The organism is Desulfovibrio cuneatus DSM 11391 (assembly GCF_000430005.1).
Lineage (GTDB): Bacteria > Desulfobacterota > Desulfovibrionia > Desulfovibrionales > Desulfovibrionaceae > Frigididesulfovibrio > Frigididesulfovibrio cuneatus.
Genome location: NZ_AUCY01000031.1, coordinates 13,936 through 38,773 on the forward strand (window position 1 = coordinate 13,936; position 24,838 = coordinate 38,773).

Below are 24,838 nucleotides of genomic sequence, written 5' to 3' on the forward strand. Positions count from 1 at the left end.
GACTACCACCTCTTTGTCTTCACGTTATGAACATGCAGGTGCTCGCCGCGCTTAATGGGAGCCACAACTTTACCAATGTCCGTATTGTACTTGAACACAGTATCGCCTACTGCAAAATCCTTCATGGCAACTTTGTGCCCAATGGGAATATCGCTAAGGATTTTGAAAGAAATTGTTTTGTCTTCCTGCATAATCCAGCCTGTGCAGTCTGTACCTGCCTTCAGCCCTTCGACCACGACAACACCGACACCATCGGCGGCTTCGTGGACAATAAAATCAATGGACATAACGACTCCTCGGGTTGTTTTATCCGTCACCAACGGGGGAACAATTTCCCAGCCAATATGCGGCAAAACCTTGTACTTTTTGTTTCCTTCCCTCAATTTGCCCGCGGTTGCAAAAGCAGGGAAAGAATAAAAAACAATACTAATGCCAGAAAGTGCCAACATTGCACGCCTGACTTGCCATGCAAGTAGACGCGCAGAGTTGCCTGAGAGGAGCAAAAGCTGTGCCAACAATGGCATATATTTAATTAATCAAATTAAAACAGAATGTTATAAACACAATAAAACAAGTTCAAAAAAAAATTATCATTCACTTTGCCCGCATATAGACATTTTGCTCGTATATGGGCATAGTCAACTTCCACATCCACATGGACTTTATTTCACAAATTCTCGGCAGCTATTTTTATGCTGCGATACAGGGGGGAGAGTATGTCACTCGTAATGAACTCACTCGGCAGGCAGGCAGATGAGCTTGGCAGAAAGCTCATGGAAATGCTTACCAAACGTACCCGGCGTAAACTTTTTTTCAGCACCCTTGCCCGCCTGCTGGAAAAGCATTTCCACTTCGACAGGTTGTGCATAAACCTGTACGACCAAAAAGGGGAAATGCTCACCTACTTCACCGCAGCGGAAGGCACCATTGTCAGCACGCTTTCCCCTGTACGCCCGGCGGAAGCTTCCAGCACCGTGGCAGGGCATGTTATTGAAACCCGCAAGCCTGTGGTTATTACCGACTTCGCCCAATATTTCCCCGAATCCAGCATACACCCCATTGCCGAAGCAGGCCTTGCTTCCACCATGGCCTTCCCCCTGATGCTGGACAATGAAATTATTGCCACGCTGCACTGCTCGTTTGCAGAACCACCAGCCAATATATACGATATCACCTCGTTCCTGGTGGAACTTTCCCCGGTTATTGCCACGTGCCTGGGCGCTATTTTAAGCCTGGAACACCTGCACTACCAAACTGTGCAGGCCCCGTTGCAGCCACTGTTTTTCCCCACCACTGAAGACACCGTGGTGTGCCACAGCCCTGCCATGCGGGCCATAATGCGCAAAATAAACACCATTGCCAAACTGCACCTGCCCGTGCTGCTGCTGGGGGAAACAGGCACGGGGAAAAGCCTTATTGCCCAGGAAATTCACCGCAGAAGCCAGTGCAAGGAAGCCCACTTTGTGAAGGTGAACTGCCCATCCCTGGCCCCTACGCTGTTTGAAAGCGAACTGTTTGGGCACGCCAAAGGGGCGTTTACCGGGGCAGAAACCAAGCGCATGGGCCGCTTTGAACTGGCCCACGGTGGCACCCTGTTTCTGGATGAAATAGCCGAACTCACCCCGGAAATGCAAAGCAAGCTCTTGCAGGTGCTGGAAGATTCCAGCTTTGAGCGCGTGGGGGAAAGCATTCCCCTGGCCGTGAATGTGCGCATTATTTCCGCCACCAACGTACACGTGCAAAAAGCCGTGCAGGAAGGGAAACTGCGGGCAGACCTGTATTACCGCCTTTCCGGCTACACGGTGGAACTGCCCCCCCTGCGGGAACGCAAGGAAGACCTTGCCCCCCTGGCCGCCCTTACTGCTGCCCAGGCCGCCAACCAGCTTGGCCTGCCTGCAATTAACCTGACCACAGCCCTTACAGCCCCGCTGTTGCAGCACCGCTGGCCCGGCAACGTGCGGGAGTTGCGCAACGTTATTACCAAACTGGTCATTCTTGCCAGCCTCCAAAAAAAGCTGACCCCCACAGACGTGCAACGCACTATTGAAGAATGCAGCCTGCACGGCCCCGGCGCTAGCAGCAGCACTCTGGAAAACTACAGGCCGCGCCCCCTGGCCGACGTAGAACGCGACCATATTCAACAAACCCTGGATTATACCCGTGGCATTATTGCCGGGGCCGATGGGGCGGCATCCATTCTTGGTATGCCCCGCAGCACCCTGCAACACAGAATGCAAAAGCTTGGCATTCAATTTAGGTAGGGGGGAGTCAGATTTTCACCCCCTACAGGGAAGCAACTTTGCCATACACAAAAAAGCCGGGAACACTTTACTGTTCCCGGCTTTTTTGCATCTTCTACCCAAGTACTACCGCCCCCGTATTCCCAGCGTACTCATAACATCACCAATAGGGCCATAAAAATAAATACCCTGCGACTCTTTACGGGCCAACGTGGAAATACCCACCACCCGGCCTTTGCCGTCCAGCAAGGGGCCGCCGCTGTTGCCGGGGTTAATGGCCGCATCCCCCTGAATCCAGCCCACGCCACGCATTTCCCGCATACCGCTCACAATGCCCTTGGTCACAGTGCCAGCCAATGCAATATCCTTGGGGGAACCAATGGCGTAAATATCTTCCCCCACCGCCACAGGGCTGGTGCGTATTTTCAGCGGGGCAAGGGGCAGCCCCGGCACCAGAACCGCCGCCACGTCACGCTTGCTGTTGCGGGCAAGGACTGTGCCGGGGTACTTCTGGCCGTCATGGGCAAGCACCATTACCTTGGTGGCACTGCCCACCACATGCTGGTTGGTAATAACAAGGCCATCCTTGTTCACCACAAAACCGGAACCATGCCCCAGGCCCACCAGCACTGTCACCACGCTTTTGCGGGCCGTTTCCATACCCACCGCATCCCCTGCCCCGGCTGTGGTAAAGGTTTGCCCTTCAAGCTGTGCCCCAGCCTTGTTCCCGGCTGTTGTGCCCGGTGCCCCGGCCTGCCCGCCTGCGCTGGTGGCATCCTGCTCCACCAATAGGCTCTGCACCTGCGGGTCTGCCAGCAGCTTTTGCATGGCATTCACACTGGCGGCATACAGCCCCCGATCTATCTGCCGGTTGGTAAACCGAATGTTGGCTACCCCCTGGGTGCTTTTTTTATACACCACACGGCGCTCCAGGGCGTCGTACACCTGCCAGTCCATGGTCAGGTCTACATTCACCTGGCCCTTGCTCAAATCCTTTATAAATGTATCGTGGTACACATCGACTGAAACATGGCTGATAATGCCCCCAAGGTACAGTTCAGCTTCTCCCTGGTCCTCACCAAACAGGCTGTCCGGGTTACCCACAGCCTTCAGCCCCTGGGCTTCAAGCCCCTTGAGCAGGGCACGGTACATGCCTTCAGACATGCCCCCTTCCCAAATAATTTCCCCGGCAGGTAAAATGGGGGGCGTGCCGTACTTGCGGGTACCCACCTCTGTGCCTTCGGATATGTTGGACGTAATCTTGCCCAAGCTCACTGTTCTTGTAGTTTTTCCAGCAAAAGTGGGGGCCGCCTTTACCGCAGGCTCCACCGCTGTTTTGGGGGCACAGCCCGCCAGCACCACCAGCAAAACCGCCACCCACAAAGCGCAAATACCCTTTCGCATTCTTTGCTCTCCTTTCCAGATAGTGGAAAAAGTTCATACACGGTAATCGATACAACAAGAAACCTTTGTGCTGGAACGTCTTAGCAGCACATTATTGTTCTTATCTGAAAAAAGAAACAAATAAAAGTCCATAAATGCCTGGGCAGCGCATGTACCTGCAAATAGCCTTTGCCCAGCACGCTGGACCATTGCCAAGCCTGCTGCCTTTGCGGTATCAACGGTCAGTGTTTATGCTCGTTACCCTTCCCCCAAGGAGATATTCCATGTTCCCTTCCGTTGTTAGCCTGCATGCGCGCCGCGCTGTGGCAGTTGCCCTGCTTATGTCTAGCCTATGCTTGCTGCATGGCACAATGGCCTTTGCCAATGCCAAGGCTGACCCCATCAAAGTGAAAGTGTTTATTGGTGCCATGTTTGAAATTGGTGAAAACACAGGCGACCGGGCCGGAGAATTTCAGAACTGGTATGAACGGTACTGGAAGGACAAGAGTGAATCCTTCACCGTGGCAGGTGCACCAAAGCCTGTGTTCGTGAATGCCGAAGGCGTTGCCGGGGCAGTGCTGGGCATGGGCAAAGTGCGCTCTGCCACAGCCATGCAAGCAATTTTGCTTGACCCGCGCTTCGACTTTTCCGAAACATATTTCCTTATTTCCGGGGTGGCTGGCACGCCTCCTTCCCGCGGCACCATTGCCGATGTCACCTGGTCTTCCTGGCTGGTGGACTACGACCTGGGCCACCGCTGGGCACCGGAAGAAGGCAAACCCGGCGCGCCTGTGTTTATGCCCCGCAAAGGGTATGAAAACGTGCGCGTGTTCCAAATAAACCAGGCACTTGTGGCCTGGGCCATGAAACTCTCCAAGGGCGTTGCCCTGAACGATTCTGACGCTGCCAAAGCTTACCGCCAGCGCTACCCGCAAGAAGCTGCCAGAAGGGCACCGGCAGTGGGCGTTGGCACCCATGTGGCAGGCGACACCTTTTTCCACGGGCCGGGCCTTTCCCAGGAAGCCCAGTACATTGCCAAACTGTACGGGGCAGATGATTACGTTGCCACAGAAATGGAAGGCAGCGCCATTGCCCACGTGCTGGAAAAGCACAAAAGCCTGGACAGAACTATTAGCCTGCGCGGTGCTGTAAACTTTGACCAGGGCAACCCCAATGAAACCACCCTGGAACACCTCGACCCCGCCCCAGGCCAAACAGCCGGGGGGTTTGCCGAAACAACCCAAAACATTGCCAAGGTGGGCGCCACCCTGGTGGACTACATTGTGGCCAATTGGAGCACCTGGGAAAAGGGCGTTCCTCCCCTCAAGTAGCCTCCGGCAAGCCAAATTCCACAGCTTGTTCCCTGCATACAAAACACCCCGCATACCAGTTTGGTACGCGGGGTGTTTTCAGTGTGAACGGCGGCTATGGAAACATTAATTACAGGGCCTTTGGAAACGGAATAACTCAGCGTTTCCCTATGCCATGGTGTCCAGCACAAACAACTTCAGCAGAAAAATAACCCCGAGGCTCCAAATAAGCGGCGTAATTTCTTTGGGTTTGCCCACAGCCACCTTCACCAGAATAAAGGCCAGAACACCCCACATAAGCCCTGCGCTGATGGAATACCCCATAACCATAAAGGCCACGGTAATCACCGCAGGAATAAGGCATTCCGGGTTGTTAAATTCCAGATCTTTCAAGGGTTCAAACATCATAATGCCCACCATGAACAGGGCACAGGTGGTGGCAAAGGCAGGAATGGCCCCCACCACGGGGAACATGAAAATAGCCAGAAAAAAGCACACGGCAGTCACAATGGCTGTAAGCCCTGTGCGCCCGCCTTCTTCCACACCAGCGGAAGATTCCACAAACGTGGTGACAGTGGATGTGCCCAGCATGGCCCCGGCAACGGTGGCAATGGCATCGGCACTCAAGGCACCGGTAATGCCCGGCAGGTTGCCGTTTTTATCCAGCATGTTGGCCTTGGTAGCCACACCGGAAAGGGTGCCCAAGGTATCAAAAATGTCCACATACAAAAAGGTCATAATAACAAGCAGGAACTGCCCGAAGTTGGCCCCGCTGGCAAACGCTTCGGCAAAGCCGTTCAGGAACAGGCCAAAGGTGGGGGCAAGGCTGGGCGGTGCGCTGAACACCCCGCCGGGGAACAGGGAAAAATGCCCGGCTTGCGGGTTTACCACATACCAGCCAGCGGCCTGGGCCAGCATACCAAGGCCCCATGTGCCCAAAATGCCCAAAAGCAGCGCCCCTTTCACCCGGCGCAAATACAGCACAATAGTCAGGCCAATGCCAATAATGGCAAGGGCCACGGCGGCACTGTTCAGGTGGGGGTTAATGGCTACCAGGGTTGCTTTGTCTGCCACAATAAACCCGCAGTTCTGCAACCCGATGAACATGATAAACAGGCCAATACCCGCGGAAACCGCCTGCTTGATTTCTTTGGGAATGGCGTTGAACAGGGCTGTGCGCACCCCGGTAAGGCTGAGGAAAATAAACACCACCCCTTCAGTGAACACAGCCGCCAGAGCAAAGGCAGGGGTTTTGCCCATGCCAAGCACTACGGTGAAGGCAAAAAAGGCGTTCAACCCCATGCCAGGGGCCAGGGCAAAAGGAAGCCGGGCAAGCAGGGCCATAAGCACCGTGCCCAGCACGGCAGAAAGGGCCGTGGCCATGAACACGGCCCCGCCGTCTAACCCTGCCTGGGAAAGAATGGCCATGTTCACGGGCAAAATATACGCCATGGTGGCAAAGGTGGTCAGGCCGGCACGCACTTCCGTGCCAAAGCTGGAACCCCGCGCACTGTAGCCGAAAAATTGATCCACTTTGCTTTCAAAGGTGGAACCACTCATTACGTTATCCCCTTTACTGCACTGCGCCGCAATGCAGGCGGCCTATGGCCTGTTGGTAAGTTTTGCACTGTTCAAAAACACTGCTCCCACAAAAGCAGCAGGCAAAGCAATAGCTTCTTTGCGCCCACCTTTCAAGGGGGAAGACCAATGCAAAACTAAGGAAACGCTGATTTGTTCCGAGTAGCAGCGGGACTTCACATTCTCCGCTCTTGCGGGTGTATACACCTTCTGTACTTTACCAAAAAAGCAGACATTGTCTGACACAGAAAACCGTACCCCATAACGCGCTTCCACCAGGGCAAGAATGAGGGAAAGGTCTTTCACCGCACCTCCCAGCATAAGGCACAAGCCCAATGAGTCCATGACGGTCGCTGCAAGCTGCGCGTTCTTGGAGGTTTCTATTGGCCCGTCTTTCAGATGATGGGGAATGACCGCCCGCACCGTATTTCCTGCGGTATGGTGTCTATTCCAGGGTCATTACAGGTATTGTTAATGCGGGCAATGGCATCAAGGCTGTCAATACCAAGGTTTGCCCCCATTAGGGGACTTACGCACATTGCTGCGCATTGCCATGCTTTGCTGCTAGAAGCATGATTTCGCAGCAAAGCATGGACATTTTTACCTGACTCCAAAATTATTCAGCATTGTAAAACACAATACCTGTTGTTTTACTTGAAGTTCTTCTTGTCCAGGTGTTCATACTTGGGCAAATGACGAATTGGCAGGGCCAATGCGTCGCGGCGGAAAGGAGGTGCAAGGTGCTGGTTACTGCCGTCTGTCATGATTTCAATAACAGCTGGTCGGCGGTTTTTCTTTGCAGCTTCCAGGGCTTCTGCCAGGTCTTTCTGGTTGTTCACGCAGTATCCATCTGCCCCCATGGCTTCGCCAATTTTGGCGTACGACTTAGACCAGATTTCCGTACCGATAAAGCGGTTGTTGTAAAAGTCCATCTGGTTTTTCTTTTCTGCGCACCATGCGCCGTTATTGTACACGGTGGCTATTACAGGCAGGTTATACTGGCACGCTGTGGGCACTTCAAACAGGCTCATGCCCCAGGCACCGTCGCCAGCAATGGAAACCACGGTATCTTCCGGGCAGGCAATTTGCGCACCTAAGGCGGCCTGGTAGGCAAAGCCCGTGTTGCCAAAGGTAAGGGTGGCAACGTGGCGCTTGGGGTTGTTGAAACGCAGGTAGCCGTTAGCCATGGAAGAGGTGTTGCCAATGTCTGTTGTGGCAATGGCGTTGGTGGCGGTAACGAACTTGCCCACAACTTCCAAAGCCTTGCGGGGGTGCATGCGTCCTGGCTGGGTGGGCTCATTGGCAATAGTTGCAATTTCTTTGTACCAGTCTTCCAGTTCAGCCTTGATCATGTTGTACACCGGGGTCAGGTCTTTTTTGGCTGGCACAGCTTCACGCAGGCGCTTGAAGAGTTCTTCGGAAGCGTCTTTTGCATCGGCACACAGGCCCACAGCCACGGGGTGGGTTTTGGCAATGTGGCGGGGGTTAATGTCGATCTGCACGATCTTGGCTGTTTTCGGGAAGTAGTTGATATCATACTGGGGCAAAGTGCCAAAGTAGGAAAGGCGTGTGCCCACAGCAAGAATCACGTCGGCCTTTTGCAGAATACGCATGGCAGCCTTGGAACCCATGTAACCGATGGGGCCTGTCCACAGGGGGTGGTCGTATTCAAAGGCGTCATTGTGCATGTAGGTGGTAGCAACAGGTGCGCCAAGGTGTTCAGCCAAGGCTTTAATGGTACCAATACAATCCGTGTCTACCACACCACGGCCAGAAATAATTACAGGATTTTTAGCGCTCTTCAACACTTCCACCGCAGCGGCAAAGTGTTCAGGATTGCCAATGCCACCGGGGGCTACGCGGTACTGGGAAGGGTGCAAAATATCTTCATTCAGTTCGCCGTAAAAATAGTCACGGGGAATATCAACAAGTACGGGGCCGCGCTCTGCGTAGGCAATGCGGAATGCAGTGCGCAGAATGTCGGCAGCACGGTTGGGGTGCGGCACGCGCAAGGAAGCTTTGGTAATGGGCTTGAAAATGTTCCAGGAATCGCATTCCTGAAAGCCGTCCCAGCCAATGGAGCCGGTGCCAGCACTTGGGGAAAGCACAATCATGGGCGTGTGGGCCATGTTGGCTGTGGCAACGGCGGTGACAAAATTGGTAACACCAGGGCCGTTCTGACCAATTACAACACCTGCACGGCCTGTAAGACGGCTATAGGCATCTGCCATGTGGCCAGCCGTTTGTTCATGACGCACGGAAAAAAAATCAATCCCGGCAGCAGGCAAAAGATCGAGTAAATCCATGAACGCAGAACCGAGAATTCCGCTCATGTGAGTCACACCTTCCTGCACCAAAACTTCTGCCATGGCTTCACTTGGGGTCATCTTAGGCATTGTTGTTCTCCATAAAGTCATCGGTTGTTGTGTCTAAACAAAAAACAGTCCACTACAAAAATCTGGCACACAAACGTATCTTCGGTTTCAATCGTCTGCCAATGGGAAACTCCTTTATTTATGACAAGGCTACAAACCCATACCCTCGGCCTGAAACTGCACTGACACTAAACCTTCCACAAAACGGCAGCGGGTATGGCCTGTATATTCTTCCTGAAGCAACGGGAAATCCGCACGGTAATGAGCGCCTCGGCTCTCCTGCCGGGCAAGGGCACTTCGCACAACGCAGGAGGCCACCATACATTTATGCAGGAACTTTTCCCGCGCAACGCTGGCCCACAATACCTTGGCAGCGCCCTCAAGCTCATGGAGAGTGGCCAGGGCGGCCTGCAAGCCTTTGCCTGTTCGCACCACAGAAACCTGCTCCCACATGAGGGTACGCAATTGCCGCGTCCACTCTTTTACTTGGAAAAGGGCATCCGAAGTTGCATCAATACAATTTGAAAACGATGTGAAAACACTGTCAGAGCGTGTTGCAGCCCCCGCCATATCTTCCACCGCGGCACGGCCTGCCCGCCATCCAAACACGCAGGCATCCATTAAAGAACCTCCTGCCAGGCGGTTGGCCCCGTGAACGCCGCCGCATACTTCCCCCGCGGCATATAGCCCGGCCACCGTGGTGCGGCCCTGCGGGTCAATGACTACCCCGCCGAGGCTGTAATGGGCACAAGGCCCGGCAACAAGCATGTCCTTGCCAAGGCATAAGCCGTGTTTTGCCAGAACCTGCCCGAACAATGAAAATTGCCCTTCCAGGGCGGCGTGGGGAACTTTGCCACAGTCCACGTAAACACCACCGTTCACACCACGTCCGGCGGCAACTTCCTGAAAAATTGCCCGTGCCATAACATCCCGCGTGGCCATGTTTCCGGTTTTACTGTACCGGGGCATGAAAGCTTCACCCGTGCTATTACGCAGCAGCGCCCCGGCACCGAACAGGGAATCAAGCACTGGCAGCTTTACCGGGGTAAACATCATACAGGGGTGAAACTGCACCATTTCCATGTCACGCACGGTGCAACCTGCCCCAAGGGCCAGGGCAACACCGTCGCCATAACTGTCTGACACGTTGTTGGTGCGCCAAAACAGCCCGGCATACCCCCCCGTAGCAAGTACCACAGCGTCAGCCCGCACCGAAAAACACTTCCCGCTTTTGCGTTCCACCACAAGCACACCAGTAACGCGCCCTTCCGTGCAGAGCAGGCGCAACGCGCAAAACCCGTTATGTACGGCAACTCCTTCCACCGCGAGGTGTTCCGCCAAAGGCCTCACAAAAGTGATACCCCGCATGGCAAAAGCCACGCCTGCCCAATCTGTGGGAATGTTCCTGGGTACGCTGTGCCCTGGTGGCAACCGCCGAAGCAGCTTGCCTCCTTCCCGCGCAAAGACAACGCCGAACTCCTCCATTCGTTGCAAGGCAGGGAACGATTCTTCTGCAAGCACCCTGGCCAGGGAGGAGTTTCCTACCCCTTGGCCAGACTGCATGATATCGTGCAGAAAAAGTTCCGGGGGGTTCTCCACATCATTGGTGGCACTGGATATACCCCCGGCCACAAGGGTATTGCCCGAGCGCCCCACAGGCCCAAGGCTGAGCATGGAAACAGCCGCTCCTGCACTGCGGGCTGCAAGGGCCGCCGTTATTCCGGCCAGGCCACCACCCAGAACGATAACGGCAGGAGCACCAGAAGAGGACGTTGATTTTGCCATTGCTACACCATGTAGGAACCAGCATTTACGAACAGGTCCGCACCCGTCATAAATGCAGAAGCCGGGGAACAAAGAAAGGCCACAGAATCTGCCACTGCCCCCGGCGGGATAAACGTATGCAGGGGTGTTTGCGATTTCAGGTGTTCCACATAATCCTCAAACTCCATGCCCGCTTGTGCGGCCCCGTGGTGCAGTGTCTTTTCAATGCGCGGCCCTTCCACCCTGCCGGGGCTTACCGCATTCACCCGAATACCAAATTCACCAAGGTCCATAGCCAGACTGCGGGTAAACCCAAGCACGGCAGCCTTGGTGGTGCAATAAGGGCTGCGGCCTTTTAATGGGCGCCTGCCTGCAACAGAAGCAATATTCACAATGCTTCCTCCCTGTTGCTTCAGGCCGGGCAACAGATACCGACAGGTAAGAAACATGCCTGTGAGGTTTACAGAAAGCGACTCATTCCATTCCTCCAGGGAAAACTCATCTATTTGCCCCAGCCCACCCACAATGCCCGAACTGTTCACTAGGCAATGGACAGTGCCAAAGCGTTCCACCGCACTGTTCGCCATAGCCTGTACAGAAGCTTCCTGGCGCAAGTCCGTATATACGGCAAGAGCCTGGCGCCCTATTTGGCGCACCTCTTCGGCCACTCCTCCTGTGCCCGCAGAAATATCTGCCACCACAATATCTGCCCCCTGTGCGGCAAGCTTCAGGCAAATCTCCCTGCCTATTCCCTGCCCCCCGCCCACCACCACGGCTGTAAGCCCTGTGCAGTCCATAATGATCTCCCTCGCAATATCAACCGTTAATGAGTATCAAACGAAGTAACAAGGCTGCAAAGAGTGCGGGGGGAGGCTAGGGCACGCCGCACCTTCCCCCCCACCAACATTACTTTTTGCTGAGCATTTCCTTGAGAACCCCACCGTAATACTCAAATTCCTGATCAAACTGCTTCTGGAATGCCTCTGGCCCCATCCAGTAAGCAGCGGAACTTATTTTGGTCGCTTCTTCCGCAAATTCTTTGCTGGCAACCACTTCTTCAATGGCCTTTGCCAATGTGCCCGTTACTTCTGCGGGCATGTTCTTTGGGCCCATAATGCCCTGCCAGTGCACCATGGGCTTGTCCAACCCCACTTCTTTGGTAGTGGGCATGTTGAGGTTGGCAACAGGCACATCCACATACTGCACCAGGCCATATACATCGAATTGTGAAAGCGCTGCCGGGGCGTCTGCATGCAATTGCACTCGTCCGGCAATCATATCTTTCATAATTTCAGGGGTGCTGCGGTAAGGGATATAACGAAACTGCAAGCCGAATTTTTCTGCCAGTTCCACCACGGGAACATGCGTCATATTGGCTGTTCCAGTAATGGCCACAACATATTTGTTGGGATTTTTACGCACTGCCTCAATCATGCCCTCAAGGTTTTTCCACGGCGCGACTTTGGAAGACATAAGCACCACGGGCTGGCGCGTTACCATGCCCAAAAAGGTGAAAGAATCTTTGCCATAAGGCAACTTTTGCGTATGCGGCTGCAAGCATACGGTCCCCACAGGGATATACCCAAGGGTATAGCCATCCGGCTTACTCCCTGTAATCTGGGCAACGCCCTGTGTACCGCTGCCCCCAACAATATTTTGCACCACAATAGGTTGCCCAAGCTTTTTTTCCAGCATGTTGGCAACCAGGCGGGCGGGCACGTCTGTGCCACCACCTGCGCCAAAGGGTACAATCAGGGTAATGGGGTGGTCAGGGTAAGCGGCATGGGCAGCCGTGCACAACGTAACTACGAACATGAGCGCAAGGCAAAAAATTCTTCGAATCATATAGTCCTCCAAGTAAAAAGGTGAGCTATGATGAAGTCTGCTTTTTCCGCTTTACAGTATCGCTCAACACAGGCAACGCAATCATGCCTGCGGAAAACAAGAACAGAACCATTGCAATGGGCGAGGACAGAAGGAACGATAGCCAGGATTCTGTTCCCTTGAACAAGAGCATTTGCCCAATGCTCATTTCAAACTGCTGGCCAAGCACCAGCCCGATAACAATGGGGGGCATGGGGAACCCCTGGCGGCGAAGCACATAGGCCAGCACCCCTGCCACCATGGTAACCACAACATCCACCATGTTCCCCCGCGCGCCGTAGGAACCAAGAATGCACAAAACCACCACAAAGCCCATAAGAATGGGTTCCGGCAGGCGAAGAAAATAATTGAATAACCGGGTGGTAATGACGCAAGCCGGGTACATGAGCAGGTTGGCAACGGCCAGGGCTGCAAAGGTGCCGTAAACTATTCCTGGGTTTTCCGTCATCAGGCGCACGCCAGGGCTGATGCCATGAATGGCAAATGTGGCCAGCATTATAGCCGTTACCGGGTCTCCGGGAATTCCCAGGGCAAGGGTGGGCACCATGGCCCCACCAGTCACGGCATTGTTGGCAGATTCTGCCGCAATAATACTGTCTGGCTCACCTTTGCCGAAGTTCTCCCTTCGAGGGGAAGAACGCTTGGCCTCGCCATAACTAAGGAACGAAGCGGTGGCCGCGCCTGTACCAGGCATAATGCCCACAATCGTGCCAATTATTGATGACTTCAACAGCAGCCAGTACCTGCCGCTCCATTCCTTCATGGAAGGCAGCGTGACCCCGCTTGTGGAAGTGGCCTCCACCCGGCCCTCATACAACATGCTTTCAGCACGGGTTATCACTTCAGAAAGCGCGAACACCCCCACAATAACGGGAACAAGGTCAATACCGCTGTTGAGCGAAAACAACCCAAAAGTAAAACGGCTTTCACTGGAAAAGGGCGAACCACCCACACAGGCCAGCAAAAGCCCCATAACACCAGCGGCAAGCCCTTTCATCTGGTTACCAGCGGAAATGCTTGAAATGCATGTCAGCCCCATAAGTATCAGGGCAAATGTTTCCAGCGCCCCGAATTCCAGGGCAAAAGCCGCCAGGGTGGGGGTGGCAATGGAAAGAACAAGGCAGGAAAAAATACCCCCTGCAATGGAAGCAGAAAGCGCCCAGCCAATGGCCTTGGCAGACTTTCCCGCTTTTGCCATGGGGAAGCCGTCCAGGCTGGTACAGGCAGATTGAGGAGTGCCCGGCGTGTTAATGAGAATGGCGGAAATGGAACCACCGCAGATAGAACCGCAATACACGCCCAGCAACAGTGCCATGGCGGTACCGGCATCCATGCCAAACGTAAACGGCAAGCACACGGTAATAGCCACCACAGAGCCAAGCCCCGGCAATGCCCCTACTATCATTCCAACAAGCACGCCCATGAAATTCATTCCAAGGTTCAAGGGAGTCAATGCCGATAAGGCTCCTTGTAAACTATCCATATTCACCTCATATTGGGATTAAATGGAACTCGGAAACCGGATGCGTTTACCACCACGGGAATACAGGAAGAGGAATTTTTAAGGCGTAGGTGAAAAGCAGCCAGATGCAGGCAACGCCCACAAGGTTCACCAGCAAGAGCAGGCCGCAGCGCTTCCAGCCCATAACCAAGGCACAGCAAGAGGCCCCCACGACGCTGGAAACATAAAAACCGACATAGACAAATAGCAGTGCATACAGGCTCAGAGCCAATAGCATGAGGGGGGTGCGGCTTGTAATGGGTGCGATATGTTCACCTGTGGAACAGGCGGAAGCAGAAGGCTTAAAGGCGATAATAAAGCCAAGAACAGCCAAAAGGCCAATGAGCACACGGGGATAATCCATGGGATGAATACCTTCTGTCAGGAAGGCATCCCCCATACTGAGTGTTTGAGAATACAAAATAAGAGCAACAAGAACGATACTGAATCCGCTGAGCATATTCCTTTTTATCAAGGTCATTTTGCCTCCTGGCGGTGGTAAAGAAAACGTATTTCTTGGCAGTAGCTCCGCAGTATGAAAATGCTGAATTATTATGTGGTGCCGCAGTTAGCGTGAAGCGCAGCAAAAGGAAACGGGTTGTCCAAAAGAAACTGTGGCAGAGAGAGCGTCGCGAAACCAGTACCCGGAGCAGAGTCGCTACACGCTATGCAGCACCAACGAAACTCTGCCCCAGGGCTCATTACGCCCTTAATCCATAAGCGTTCCGCCATTCACATCAAGCACATGTCCGGTAATGAAGTTTGCTGCGGGGGAGCATAAAAACCAGGCACTTTCTGCCATATCTTCCGGGGTACCCACCCGCTTTAACGGCACACGCGCCGCAATGGCAGGAATCTGTTCCTTGGGAATCATGGTGCCGGAAACTGGACCAGGGGCCACGCTATTCACCCGTATATTATTTCCGGCAAGTTCAAGGGCCAGCGACTTTACCAGGGAAATAACCCCGGCCTTGGAAGCGCAGTAATGAGCCTTTGTTTTTTCCGCATTGGCACCAAGAGCGGCAAAACCTGTTTTTGCCGCACGTGAAGTGAACAGCACCATGCTGCCCCCATGCTGTTGCATGGCAGGAATACACGCTTTTGCCAAAAAGAAGGCCCCTGTCAGGTTCACACGGATAACCTGCTCCCATTCCGCAACAGGCATCTCCAATATTGTACAGGCAGGCTTGGTAATGGCGGCGCAATGTACCAGGGCTTCAAGGCGGCCATATTTTTGCGCTTCCTCCACCAAATGCACACAGGCAGCAAAGTCGCTTACGTCTGCCCGCATAGCGTGGGCATGGGGCAGGGCAGCGGCTTCTGCCGATGCATCAACCAAGTCAACCATAACCACCTGGTGGGTGGCGGCAAAACGCCGGGCACAAGCAAGCCCAATATTATTGGCTGCCCCGGTAACAATAACAACTGGCAAATCACATTGCATGAAGGCTCCTTGGGGCTACAGGGGCTGGTTATCGGAAGCGGGGCGGTGGGAATCGTTGGGATCGATTTTCACATCAATGACCACCGGGCAATTTTCATGAGAATGCGCTTCGCGCAACACATCACCAAAAATCTTGGGGTCAGTCACGGTATAGCCCTTGGCCCCCATGCCCTCACACATCTTGGCAAAGTCCACATCCGGAAAATCGCACGCTATGCGCTTTGCCCCCATGTTGTCGCGCACCATGCCAAGGCCGCTGTTGTTCATCACTACAAAGGTTGCGCCTATCTTATGCTGGGCGCACGTGGCAACCACATCGGCTGTCATCATAAAACCGCCGTCCCCTGAAACAGAGGTGACGCGTTTTTCCGGTAATGCGAGCTTGGCGGCAGCGGCAGCAGGCCCGCCCCAGCCCATGCCCCCTGCCCCGCCGGGGGCCAGCAACTGGTTTTGATGGCGTACACGCAGGGCATTGGTAAACCAAATACGGCTGTTCCCTGCATCCAGGGTAATAATGTCGTCCTTGCCCATAAACTTTTGCATGTCGCGCACCACGTCCATGTTGGCAACACGGCCCGGCGCAGCAGTGAACCCCTGGGGATTGTCGTAAGACTGCTGTGCTTTGATGCTCTTTATAGCTTCCAGTCGTGCAGTATGCTTTGCCGGGGAAAGGCCACGGCGGGCGAGCATAGGCACCACGTCTGCTACGTCACCAGTAATGGCAAGGTCCACGGGGTACACCCACCCGGCAGCGCGGGGGTCAACATCTACCTGCACCAGCTTTTGCTCGCCAGGGCGAATCATTTTGGGATCACGAAAACGGGTATAATCCGGCCCCATGCTGGCCCCGAGCATTAATACCAGGTCGGCTTTTTGCACCATGCGGTTGGCAGCAGGGTTGCCCCATGTGCCAAGCATACCGCATGAAATATCGGCACTTTCATCCACGGTGCCTTTGCCAAGGTAGCTTGTTACTATGGCAATGCCTGCCTTGCGTGCCAGTTCCAGCAAGGCAGTACCCATACCAGAACCAAAAACGCCATTGCCAGCCACAATAACAGGCAACGCGGCGGCATCCAGCATGGCACCAAGGCGTTCCACAGCTTCGCTGTCTGGCTTGGGAGCCGTGTAGGCATAATACCCCTGTGAAGGATAAATGGGCGTGCGTGGATTTTCGGGAAATTCCTGGCGGATGATGGTGGTTTTCATAATAAGGGCTGCCGGGCCTTTGCGCGGCAACGAGGCGTGCTTATAAGCCATTTGTGCGCCGTAGACTACGTCTTCCGGTTCTGTGGCATAGGCGCAATACTTAGTAATGGGGCGCAGCACCGCCTGAATGTCCAAAGCGCCATAACCACCCACCATGCTCTGGTAACAACCATACAAGCCATAGCCATCATAATCTGAGGTATCCGTAATGACGAGCATGGGTGTGCCTGAAAAGGCCGCTTCAATAATACCGAATTGCCCAGTACTTGCCACCCAGGGGCCCTGCCCCATGAACACACCGGGCTTGCCCGTGATGCGCCCGGTGGCCTGGGCCATGATAGAAGCCACCTGCTCACTGCGGCACAGCACCAAATCAATAGCATCCTTGCGGTCATAAAAAGCAGGTAATGTCCAGGTTATGCCCAACCCCGGCAAAGTAAATGCCCGTTTTACACCGCTTTCAATCAGCGTATCCAGCAATTTCTCATTGGTCTTCATCAGTTGCTCCTTGGTGTACTGTTGTAGCCGACATACCTGACAAGTTACAGTTTCCCTATAAAAAGCAATTTACATGCCAAAATTTAATACTATAAACGTTTAATTTTATTGTATTTTAATTAAAATACACACTTGGACAGTTGTCCAAAAACAAGATACTATCCTAAAAATAGACAGCACGTCTTATTTCTGGACAGTTCTATTCCGTCCCAAGACCTAGAGCAACGTCTGGCACCTATGCCATCTATGCCTGGAGGTTCATTATGCCCGACCTCTCACCCGTTGCCACTCTGGTGGCAATTGCCCTGCATGAACTGGGGGGAAAGCTTTCCGCAATGTGCCTGGCCCTGACCCTGGAAATGCCACAACCTTTGGTGGAGGCTGCCCTCAAGGAACTTGTACACCGGCAATTGGTAAGCGCATCAGGTACGCCTGAACGAACACGCTATACTGCAATCACGCCGCTTGCTCTCCTTCCTTCCTTGGGCAAACTGTTCCCCGGTCAAGAGGAAGAACGGAATCTTGCAGCCTGTTTCCGCCTGCGTGAAGCAGGCAACTTCCTTGAAAGTTGTTCTATTATTTTTGAGCGCATCGACCATTTTCTGGACAACGCTTCCTCTGCGGCTGCTGTGGCCTGCCTTGGGCTGGGCATTGGCTATTTGCAGGAATGGAATGACGAGGGACACAAAGCCGCAGAAAAGCGTCGATTTGTAGAGCTTGCGCTTGGTGCGGCGGATACTTCCATGTACCTCACCATGTTCCACCATGAAGCCAGGCAACTGGTTATTCGCGCCCGAAGCGTAGCCATGGATATGGGCGACAAACGCACCGCGGCCCTGTGCAGCTTGCTGGGGGCCTGCCTGGAAAACATGGCAGCAGAATGTTCTGCCGTGCGCCTGCGCCTTTTGCGTGAGGAAAGCACAGGGGCACTCAGCGAACTGTGTGATACAGATGCCATTACCCAACTGCATTATTTTCATGGCATGTTCGCCTTTTGGGAAGGCAATTTTCAAAAAGTGCTTACCACCTTTGAAGGGGCAGCAGGGGCCCCGCAGGTTTGGAAAGGTCGCTTTCAAACAGAAATGTTCTCACTGTACACCAGTTCAGCGGCTGTCTACCTTGGGCACTTTCACCGGGCAGTGGGCATTTTGGAATCTGCCCGGCGGACGGCTGAATTAACGCAAAACACCTTCAAAACCATGTGGTGGGAAGCGCAACTCTCTATGATCCTTCTCTATATGAACCGCTGCGAAGAGGCGCTGGAACTCATTGACCGCGTCATCTCCCAGGCAAACCCGGAGTCGGAAACAAAAATTTACATATGGGGCATGCGGGGACTTGCGTATTATCATTTTCGCAAAGGACAGGTAAAAGCGGCGCATCAGGCTCTTGTGGATGCCATGCTCGCAGGCCAACGCCAGGGACTTAACCGCCCTATTTATTCCTATCCCTGGATGTTTGACATGCTGTTGGAGTTTCATGAGCAGGGGTTGCCCCCGGTACCCGGCATGGTACTGAATGACGAACTTGCCAGGGCACTGGAAGGCCCCAACAAGCACTTGCTGGCAACGGCCCTGCGCACCCGTGCCGTTATCAGCCTGCGCAAGGGGGAACCCGCAGAGCATGTTGTTACGCTCTTGCAACAAAGCTTACAGTTATTTGAGGAAGTGGGAAACCCGCTGGAAGCAGCCCGGACAAAGCTGCACATTGCCCACGCCCTTGCCCAGCAAGGCCTAGCCAGTAAGGCGCAAACCGCAAAAGAGGAAGCACTACACACTCTCGCTTTTTTTGAACAGCCGGAAGGAGATGGGTTTCAGTCCAGCCTTGCGCATACGGCCCATATCATGCTGCCTGCCCATGGTGCCACCAATGAAGTAAAAATCGGACAATCCTGGCTTTTGGGCACGCCAGCACCGGAAGAGAACCCGGCGGAAAACTGCCGGATGGCTTTGGAGTCTATCCCCCCCTGGCAAGATGTGAAACAGTTTCTGCACCAGATGACCCACATTGCCTGCTGTGAACTGGGAGCGGAACGTGCCGCCCTGTTTCGTGTTCGCGAGCCTGGCGTGCTTGAGGCACAAAGCACATGCAATATTACGCCTGCGGAGCTGAGCACCGGGGCCATTACGGGCAGCCTCCTTCGAATTTTGCCACAGCTAGGCGAAACCCCGGCCCTTTTGGAAAACGAAGGATTCGTCTCCCTTATAGTTCCGCTGCATGTGGCGCATGGAACCCTTTGGTTCCTGTACCTTGAAAGTACGTATGCCCTGCGTGCTTTGCGGGCAGTTTCTCCGCTAGTCCGCAAGGAAGTGGCAGACATTTTTTCCCAAGAGCTACGCACGGCTCTGCGGCATAACAGAACAGAGCATCCCAACGCCGTGGCACAGGAACAGGCAAAAGCAATCCCGTATCAGGATAGCCCAGAAACCCTGTACCACGGCAGCCCGGTAATGCGGCAGGTCATATCCAAAAGCAGGCAGGTTGCGGCTACAGACGCTCCAGCTCTCATCCTGGGGGAAACCGGGGTGGGTAAAGAATTGCTCGCCAGATATATTCATGATTGTAGTGGCAGGGCTGGTCCTTTTGTTCCTGTGCACCCGGCGAGCATTCCTGAAAATCTCTTTGAAAGTGAATTTTTTGGCCATGAAAAAGGTGCATTCACCGGAGCCCACAAACAAAAAATAGGGCTTGCGGAAATGGCCCATGGAGGGACACTTTTTATTGACGAAGTGGCGGATATTCCAGGGAGTACGCAGGTTAAGCTGCTGCGGGTATTTCAGGAAAAACGTTTTTTGCGGGTTGGGGGACGCATGGAAGTCCATTCCCAGTTCCGTTTAGTAGGGGCTACCAACAAAAACCTGTGGCTCGAAGTACAAGCCGGGCGTTTTCGGGAGGATTTGTATTACCGCATGTCTGTAGTGCCCCTGACCTTGCCACCATTGCGAGAACGCCAGGAAGACATACCCCTTCTGGTCAAACTGTTCCTTGACCGATTTGCACGGCGCTATCATCGCTCTATTCCTTCTCCTACAACGAAAGATATGGCCCTTCTCATGAACTACGCCTGGCCTGGTAATGTACGGGAATTAAAAAGCGTGGTGGAGCGGGCGGTTATCCTTTACAGGGGCGGAGTGTTGCAGTATGGCCTTGAACCCTGCACTGCAACCGAAAGCCTTGCTTGCAACAAAAGCCACCCCTGCGAAGAACAACATCTGCTAGCCGACCTTCCTACGCTTGAAACCCTACAACGCAGGTATGTACAGCATGTGCTCAAATTAACTGAAGGAAAAATAACAGGAGAGCGAGGCGCCCTCAAAATACTGGGCATGAAACGGTCTACTTTTTATGCCAAATTCATGTCCTTGAAACCCTCATAAACTGATATACTCGCAATTATTGACAACTATTCTTCATTTTCAAGGCATACCCTCATAGTGGAAGTATTCTGCCTGCTTAACAAAAACCGTTAATACAGCAACCTCTTTTTCAAGAAAAGAGAGCGTGTTGCCACTCTTCTCCACTACAACTCTCCCAAAAGGATAACTGGCTCCACGGCAAAACCACCGGAAGCCAGAGGAAATTCGCTGTCTTCCCCTGGAATGTCTTCAAGCTTCCTCAATTTTACATCTGTACTCTTTTCCATGTTTCCTCCTTTACAATGGGGGGAACAAGCTATGGGTACAAACAAAAAAAAAGCCCATTACTATCAAATAGTTTCAGGGGCTTGTCGTTGGGCTTTGCGCCGCGAATTGCTGTGTCTGTAAGAGAAGATTTCTTAGAAGGGGGAGGAATCACTCCTGGCAAGGGGTTACGTTCCCCCAGAAGTACCCCAAAAAGGTGGGTTGTCTATGGTTTTTTCAAACCGAGTTCGGACAATCTGCTTTGCTTATTCCCTTGCCAGGAAACACTTTTCAGACTTTTCCGAACTCGGTCGGATTTAAATATGGCGGAGAGGCGGAGATTTGAACTCCGGATACCCTTATGAGGTATACTCCCTTAGCAGGGGAGCGCCTTCGGCCGCTCGGCCACCTCTCCGCGGGCACGCAAAAATGAATTCCACGTGCACAAGACAGCTTTACTAGCGTAGAGCAGGCTGTTTTGTCAAGACATTTTCCTGCAAAGATGCAGGCCAGTGCCCGTCACTTTTTTAGACCATATGCTGTGCGTACTCTGATTACATTCAGAGCATGGGCTTACTCTGCGCTGGCAAGTGCCTGTAGGTGGGCATTCAGGGCGGTAAGGTCATGGTGCCAGGGCTGGCCGGAAGACTTGAAGTATTCCCCCCTGCCGTAAAACAGCGTTCCCACGGCTTCCGCTGCAGAAAGGTCTGTTTGACTGTCACCAATCATGAGGGTTTGGGCAGGGTCTGCCCCGGTTGCCGTTACAATATTGCGCAGCAAGGCGGTTTTACCGGGAGGGGAGCCAAAAATGCCTTCGAAGTAATGGGCCAGGCCGCGTTCTTTCAGCACAATGTGCAGCTCGTCATGCGGTGCACCGGAAGCCACATACATGGGCACCCGGCCATGCCACGTGCGCAGCACTTCTTCCACCCCCGGCACCAGCTTGCAAATGCGGATTTCGTCAAAGCAATAGTCCACAAACTTAGTGCACAACGCTTCCTGCTCTGCATCCGTAATGGTTCGGCCCAGCACTTCTGTAAACAGCCAGGCAAACTTTTCCCGGCGGCTTACCCCCCCATGCATGGCGTGGAACAGCACCAGCCTGTCTTCTGCTTCCTGCCCAAAGTCACGCCCAATACGGGCAAAGGCGCGGGTTTTGGCGTCCACACTTTCCAGCAACACGCCGTCACAATCAAACACAATAAGGGCTAATGCCATGATTTTTCCTGTTGGAGGCTGTTGTGTAATGAATTTTATTGGGGAGGCAGAGCCTCCCCAATAAAATTCATCTGACAATACTCTCTGTTGCGTGCTTTTATTTTTCCGAAAGCTGGAGCCGCTCGGCAATGCGGCGGCATGATTCCAGCACAAACCCGCTTTCCCCAAGGGTGGCGCTTTCTGCTTCGGTCAAGAGCAGTTCCGGGGCATTTTGCAGTTCTTTTTTGGGTGTAACACCAAAAGCTGCATCCAGCGAGTTGGTAAAGTACTTGTTCTGAAAGTCCATAAACTTCAAGGCATGGGCGGTGGAGTCCAGCACAGAAAATTCGCTTTCATCCACAAGGCCAAGGGCCTTGGCCCCTTGCAACCCGGCAAGGCATTCGCCCCCCTGGGTGCAGGCAATGTGGCCGTGGCGGTTTGCTTCCAGCATGGCATCCATAATGGCCTGTTCCGTCACCTGAATTACCTGGAAGGAGCGCTCCCCGCCAATGGCTTTGTAGCGGTCTACCAGGTGCTGCACACGGGGGAAGGACACGGGGTTGCCAATCATGGCGGCCTGGGCAACGCTGGGCTGCACCTTTACCGGAGCGTATTCGCGCGTTGCTTCCGGCGCGGCGTAGTAGCGGTATACCGGGTCGGCATGGTGGGACTGCACCCCGAAAAGGCGGGGCAATGTTTCAATTATGCCCAGGTAGTGCAGCTTCAAAAAGCCGTTCATCATGGCCGTAATGTTGCCCGCGTTGCCCACAGGCACAAATATGCACATATTTTCCATGTTCCAGTCATACCACTGGGCCACTTCAAAGGGGTAGCTTTCCTGCCCCAAAATACGCCAACTGTTTTTGGAGTTGAGCAGGGCCACACGGTAGTGGTCTGCCAAAAATTCCACCACCTTCATGCAGTCGTCAAACACGCCGGGCAATTCCAGCACAGTGGCCCCGCTGCCCAGCGGCTGGGCAAGCTGCTGGGGGGTTACCTTGCCATGGGGCAAAAGCACCACCGACTTCACCGGCGCACCTACGTACGAAGCATACAGCGCGGCAGCGGCGGAAGTGTCGCCCGTGGAAGCGCACACAGTAAGCACGTCGTCCCAGCCTTGCAGGCGCACCAGGGCACGCAAATAGCTGAAGGCACAGGCCATGCCCCTGTCTTTGAAAGAAGCGCTGGGGTTTTGCCCATCGTTTTTAAAGGCAAATCGGGCACCCACCTTGGCTTGCAGGGCGGGGGAAGCTTCCACCACCGGGGTGTTGCCTTCACCAAGGTACACAATGTCTTGCTCTTCCACTACCGGGGCCATGAGTTCGTAGAACCGGAAAATTCCCCGCAAGGCTGTGCGCTTGGAAGCGGCACGGGCATCAAACAGCTCACGCCATTCCCGGCCGGAACGCGCCCGCAGGGAGGAGAAATTTGTGTCTTCCAGCATAAGAACAGATTTGCATTCAGGGCAGGTGTACAGGAGCGAATCAATGCCATAGGTACTACTACAGCTCAAACAGCGATACTTCATTGTGCCACGGTAAGAGGGAAACTGTGCGCTCATAACCTTAATCCTTCTGGCCCATAACAAGGGCACCCAACGAAAGAGTGTGTTGTACACAGCACACCATGCGCTGTGCGACCTTAACAAAGGCATTTATAATGCGCCCATTTTGCATAGGGGTCAATGGCTTTTGTCTGCTCTGCCACCCCTGTCATTATCCGCTCGGGCTAGGTGGAGATGTGCAAAAAGTAATGCAGTTACACCTCAAAACAAGCTATCATGGCGGCACGCCACATAAAACGCTCTCCTTTCTCCTCTTTACTCACAAAAAAAGGGGAAGCACTCTGCTTCCCCTTTCTCTCCCGCAATAACCTTACGATTTTTGCCCCTCAAAAAAACCTTCTGCATCCTCCGGCACCCCCACCAGGGCAATACCGTGCTTTTCCGCCAGGCGAATGCCTTCCCCCTGGTCAAAAAACAACGTCTTTCCCGCCTCATAGGCGAGGGCGCGGAACCCATACTTCACCAGTAAGGCCACGGTGCCTGCACCAATGGAGGGCAAATCCAGCCTTGTGTCTTGCCCCGGCTTGGCAATTTTCACCATAGTGCAGCCAGCACCTGCCAGTTCCCCGGCGCGGGTCAGGGTAGCATCCGTGCCTTCAATGGCTTCCACCGCCACCACAATACCACTTTTTACAATAATGCACTGGCCCACATCCATCTGCCCAAAATGTTTGGCAGCGGCATAGCCGTGGCGCATATCGTCCCAGGTTTCCTGGCTAATGGTACCACGGGTAAGCACCCCTTCCGGGCTGCGCAGGGAAGGGGCAAGGGTTTCTGCCCCTATCAGCTCAATGCCTTCGCCTTGCAATTCCGCTGCAACGGCCCGCAAAATGGCGTCGTCGCCCTTGGTGCGGGCAATACGGAACAACAGCCGCGCCGCCCGCATATCAGGCTTAACGTCCAGCGCCCTGGGCTTGTTAATGGCCCCGGCCATGCAGGCTTGGGTGACACCATGCTGCTTGAAAAAGGCAATTTGCGCATTGAGCTTGCCAAGGGGCAAAATGGTAAATGCGTCCACATGCTCGGCAAGGGCAGGGTCGGTATTGTTGGTAAACCCACAGGCCACCACCTTATACCCCTTGGCCCTGGCCCCTTGGGCCACCAAAAATGGAAATTGCCCTGACCCGGCAAGAATACCTATGGTTTGCACATTACCTTCCTTTCGCTTTTCTCCGCTCGGGCTGCGTGGAGATGAACAGACAGCTAGCCGCCTGCGCCCTCCGCCCTCGCTCGACTTCCTTTCGCTCCAGCGGCGGTATACATGCTTCGGC

Annotated in this window: 20 protein-coding genes and 1 tRNA gene; 3 read left to right on the forward strand and 18 right to left on the reverse strand. The window is 53.9% G+C overall.

Features of this window, described 5'->3' with window-relative positions; translation table 11 throughout:
* Window positions 1–2: 2 nt before the first annotated feature.
* A complete protein-coding gene (locus tag G497_RS20690) occupies window positions 3–449 on the reverse strand; it encodes a UxaA family hydrolase (protein WP_281171054.1) in 447 nt (148 codons plus the stop codon).
* A gap of 267 nt (window positions 450–716) precedes the next feature.
* On the opposite strand from G497_RS20690, the gene G497_RS0108930 reads away from it, so the two are divergent.
* Window positions 717–2,261: a sigma-54-dependent Fis family transcriptional regulator gene (locus tag G497_RS0108930; RefSeq protein ID WP_051257995.1), complete on the forward strand. Its 1,545-nt coding sequence runs from the start codon at window positions 717–719 to the stop codon at window positions 2,259–2,261.
* A gap of 105 nt (window positions 2,262–2,366) precedes the next feature.
* Here G497_RS0108930 and G497_RS19195 read toward each other — a convergent pair whose 3' ends face one another.
* A complete protein-coding gene (locus G497_RS19195) occupies window positions 2,367–3,644 on the reverse strand; it encodes a S1C family serine protease (RefSeq protein ID WP_051257996.1) in 1,278 nt (425 codons plus the stop codon).
* A gap of 263 nt (window positions 3,645–3,907) precedes the next feature.
* Between G497_RS19195 and G497_RS0108940 the strand changes: the two genes are divergently transcribed.
* Window positions 3,908–4,954 carry a purine-nucleoside phosphorylase gene (locus tag G497_RS0108940; RefSeq protein ID WP_027187895.1) on the forward strand — a complete coding sequence of 349 codons (1,047 nt, stop codon included), beginning with the start codon at window positions 3,908–3,910 and terminating at the stop codon, window positions 4,952–4,954.
* Between the two features lie 147 nt (window positions 4,955–5,101).
* On the opposite strand, the gene G497_RS0108945 is transcribed toward G497_RS0108940, so the two are convergent.
* From G497_RS0108945 to G497_RS0108995, 11 genes are all read right to left on the reverse strand, one after another.
* Window positions 5,102–6,493 (reverse strand): NCS2 family permease, encoded by a 1,392-nt coding sequence (locus tag G497_RS0108945; protein WP_156908023.1) that lies wholly within the window; start codon window positions 6,491–6,493, stop codon window positions 5,102–5,104.
* 42 nt (window positions 6,494–6,535) lie between these two features.
* Window positions 6,536–6,856: a hypothetical protein gene (locus tag G497_RS0108950; RefSeq protein WP_027187897.1), complete on the reverse strand. Its 321-nt coding sequence runs from the start codon at window positions 6,854–6,856 to the stop codon at window positions 6,536–6,538.
* Window positions 6,857–6,906: 50 nt separating this feature from the next.
* Entirely contained in the window at window positions 6,907–7,050 is a 144-nt protein-coding gene (locus G497_RS20145) for an aldehyde ferredoxin oxidoreductase C-terminal domain-containing protein (protein ID WP_156908025.1), read from the reverse strand.
* A gap of 111 nt (window positions 7,051–7,161) precedes the next feature.
* Window positions 7,162–8,907: a sulfoacetaldehyde acetyltransferase gene (gene xsc, locus G497_RS0108960; protein WP_027187898.1), complete on the reverse strand. Its 1,746-nt coding sequence runs from the start codon at window positions 8,905–8,907 to the stop codon at window positions 7,162–7,164.
* A gap of 129 nt (window positions 8,908–9,036) precedes the next feature.
* Window positions 9,037–10,671: an FAD-binding protein gene (locus G497_RS0108965; RefSeq protein WP_027187899.1), complete on the reverse strand. Its 1,635-nt coding sequence runs from the start codon at window positions 10,669–10,671 to the stop codon at window positions 9,037–9,039.
* A 2-nt stretch (window positions 10,672–10,673) separates the two neighbouring features.
* Entirely contained in the window at window positions 10,674–11,447 is a 774-nt protein-coding gene (locus tag G497_RS0108970; protein WP_027187900.1) for an SDR family NAD(P)-dependent oxidoreductase, read from the reverse strand.
* A gap of 109 nt (window positions 11,448–11,556) precedes the next feature.
* The gene (locus G497_RS0108975; protein WP_027187901.1) at window positions 11,557–12,495 is read right to left on the reverse strand and encodes a Bug family tripartite tricarboxylate transporter substrate binding protein; all 939 of its coding nucleotides are present in this window, start codon (window positions 12,493–12,495) and stop codon (window positions 11,557–11,559) included.
* Window positions 12,496–12,520: 25 nt separating this feature from the next.
* Window positions 12,521–13,957 carry a tripartite tricarboxylate transporter permease gene (locus G497_RS0108980; protein ID WP_245576373.1) on the reverse strand — a complete coding sequence of 479 codons (1,437 nt, stop codon included), beginning with the start codon at window positions 13,955–13,957 and terminating at the stop codon, window positions 12,521–12,523.
* A gap of 106 nt (window positions 13,958–14,063) precedes the next feature.
* Entirely contained in the window at window positions 14,064–14,516 is a 453-nt protein-coding gene (locus G497_RS0108985) for a tripartite tricarboxylate transporter TctB family protein (RefSeq protein ID WP_027187903.1), read from the reverse strand.
* Between the two features lie 228 nt (window positions 14,517–14,744).
* Window positions 14,745–15,479: an SDR family NAD(P)-dependent oxidoreductase gene (locus G497_RS0108990; protein WP_027187904.1), complete on the reverse strand. Its 735-nt coding sequence runs from the start codon at window positions 15,477–15,479 to the stop codon at window positions 14,745–14,747.
* 15 nt (window positions 15,480–15,494) lie between these two features.
* Window positions 15,495–17,186 carry a thiamine pyrophosphate-binding protein gene (locus G497_RS0108995; RefSeq protein WP_027187905.1) on the reverse strand — a complete coding sequence of 564 codons (1,692 nt, stop codon included), beginning with the start codon at window positions 17,184–17,186 and terminating at the stop codon, window positions 15,495–15,497.
* A 263-nt stretch (window positions 17,187–17,449) separates the two neighbouring features.
* Between G497_RS0108995 and G497_RS17505 the strand changes: the two genes are divergently transcribed.
* Window positions 17,450–20,563 carry a sigma-54 interaction domain-containing protein gene (locus G497_RS17505; RefSeq protein WP_051257997.1) on the forward strand — a complete coding sequence of 1,038 codons (3,114 nt, stop codon included), beginning with the start codon at window positions 17,450–17,452 and terminating at the stop codon, window positions 20,561–20,563.
* 143 nt (window positions 20,564–20,706) lie between these two features.
* On the opposite strand, the gene G497_RS20695 is transcribed toward G497_RS17505, so the two are convergent.
* From G497_RS20695 to G497_RS0109030, 5 genes are all read right to left on the reverse strand, one after another.
* The gene (locus G497_RS20695) at window positions 20,707–20,829 is read right to left on the reverse strand and encodes a hypothetical protein (RefSeq protein WP_281171055.1); all 123 of its coding nucleotides are present in this window, start codon (window positions 20,827–20,829) and stop codon (window positions 20,707–20,709) included.
* A 301-nt stretch (window positions 20,830–21,130) separates the two neighbouring features.
* Window positions 21,131–21,221 (reverse strand) — tRNA-Ser (locus G497_RS0109010).
* A gap of 158 nt (window positions 21,222–21,379) precedes the next feature.
* A complete protein-coding gene (locus G497_RS0109015; RefSeq protein ID WP_027187906.1) occupies window positions 21,380–22,024 on the reverse strand; it encodes an HAD family hydrolase in 645 nt (214 codons plus the stop codon).
* A gap of 97 nt (window positions 22,025–22,121) precedes the next feature.
* Window positions 22,122–23,564: a threonine synthase gene (gene thrC, locus G497_RS0109020; protein ID WP_027187907.1), complete on the reverse strand. Its 1,443-nt coding sequence runs from the start codon at window positions 23,562–23,564 to the stop codon at window positions 22,122–22,124.
* A 313-nt stretch (window positions 23,565–23,877) separates the two neighbouring features.
* Window positions 23,878–24,717 (reverse strand): LpxI family protein, encoded by an 840-nt coding sequence (locus G497_RS0109030; protein WP_034637348.1) that lies wholly within the window; start codon window positions 24,715–24,717, stop codon window positions 23,878–23,880.
* Window positions 24,718–24,838 lie beyond the last annotated feature (121 nt).

Bases quoted from the DNA above. Each gene is read 5' to 3' on its own strand.
- G497_RS0108940 (WP_027187895.1), top strand. From the start codon at position 3,908: ATGTTCCCTTCCGTTGTTAGCCTGCATGCGCGCCGCGCTGTGGCAGTT.
- G497_RS20145 (WP_156908025.1), bottom strand. From the start codon at position 7,050: ATGTGCGTAAGTCCCCTAATGGGGGCAAACCTTGGTATTGACAGCCTT.
- G497_RS19195 (WP_051257996.1), bottom strand. From the start codon at position 3,644: ATGCGAAAGGGTATTTGCGCTTTGTGGGTGGCGGTTTTGCTGGTGGTG.
- G497_RS0108970 (WP_027187900.1), bottom strand. From the start codon at position 11,447: ATGGACTGCACAGGGCTTACAGCCGTGGTGGTGGGCGGGGGGCAGGGA.
- G497_RS17505 (WP_051257997.1), top strand. From the start codon at position 17,450: ATGCCCGACCTCTCACCCGTTGCCACTCTGGTGGCAATTGCCCTGCAT.
- G497_RS20695 (WP_281171055.1), bottom strand. From the start codon at position 20,829: ATGGAAAAGAGTACAGATGTAAAATTGAGGAAGCTTGAAGACATTCCA.
- G497_RS0108930 (WP_051257995.1), top strand. From the start codon at position 717: ATGTCACTCGTAATGAACTCACTCGGCAGGCAGGCAGATGAGCTTGGC.
- G497_RS0108980 (WP_245576373.1), bottom strand. From the start codon at position 13,957: ATGGGCGTGCTTGTTGGAATGATAGTAGGGGCATTGCCGGGGCTTGGC.
- G497_RS0108945 (WP_156908023.1), bottom strand. From the start codon at position 6,493: ATGAGTGGTTCCACCTTTGAAAGCAAAGTGGATCAATTTTTCGGCTAC.
- G497_RS0108950 (WP_027187897.1), bottom strand. From the start codon at position 6,856: ATGGACTCATTGGGCTTGTGCCTTATGCTGGGAGGTGCGGTGAAAGAC.
- G497_RS0109015 (WP_027187906.1), bottom strand. From the start codon at position 22,024: ATGGCATTAGCCCTTATTGTGTTTGATTGTGACGGCGTGTTGCTGGAA.
- thrC (WP_027187907.1), bottom strand. From the start codon at position 23,564: ATGAGCGCACAGTTTCCCTCTTACCGTGGCACAATGAAGTATCGCTGT.
- G497_RS0108965 (WP_027187899.1), bottom strand. From the start codon at position 10,671: ATGGCAAAATCAACGTCCTCTTCTGGTGCTCCTGCCGTTATCGTTCTG.
- G497_RS0108990 (WP_027187904.1), bottom strand. From the start codon at position 15,479: ATGCAATGTGATTTGCCAGTTGTTATTGTTACCGGGGCAGCCAATAAT.
- G497_RS20690 (WP_281171054.1), bottom strand. From the start codon at position 449: ATGTTGGCACTTTCTGGCATTAGTATTGTTTTTTATTCTTTCCCTGCT.
- G497_RS0108975 (WP_027187901.1), bottom strand. From the start codon at position 12,495: ATGATTCGAAGAATTTTTTGCCTTGCGCTCATGTTCGTAGTTACGTTG.
- xsc (WP_027187898.1), bottom strand. From the start codon at position 8,907: ATGCCTAAGATGACCCCAAGTGAAGCCATGGCAGAAGTTTTGGTGCAG.
- G497_RS0108995 (WP_027187905.1), bottom strand. From the start codon at position 17,186: ATGAAGACCAATGAGAAATTGCTGGATACGCTGATTGAAAGCGGTGTA.
- G497_RS0108985 (WP_027187903.1), bottom strand. From the start codon at position 14,516: ATGACCTTGATAAAAAGGAATATGCTCAGCGGATTCAGTATCGTTCTT.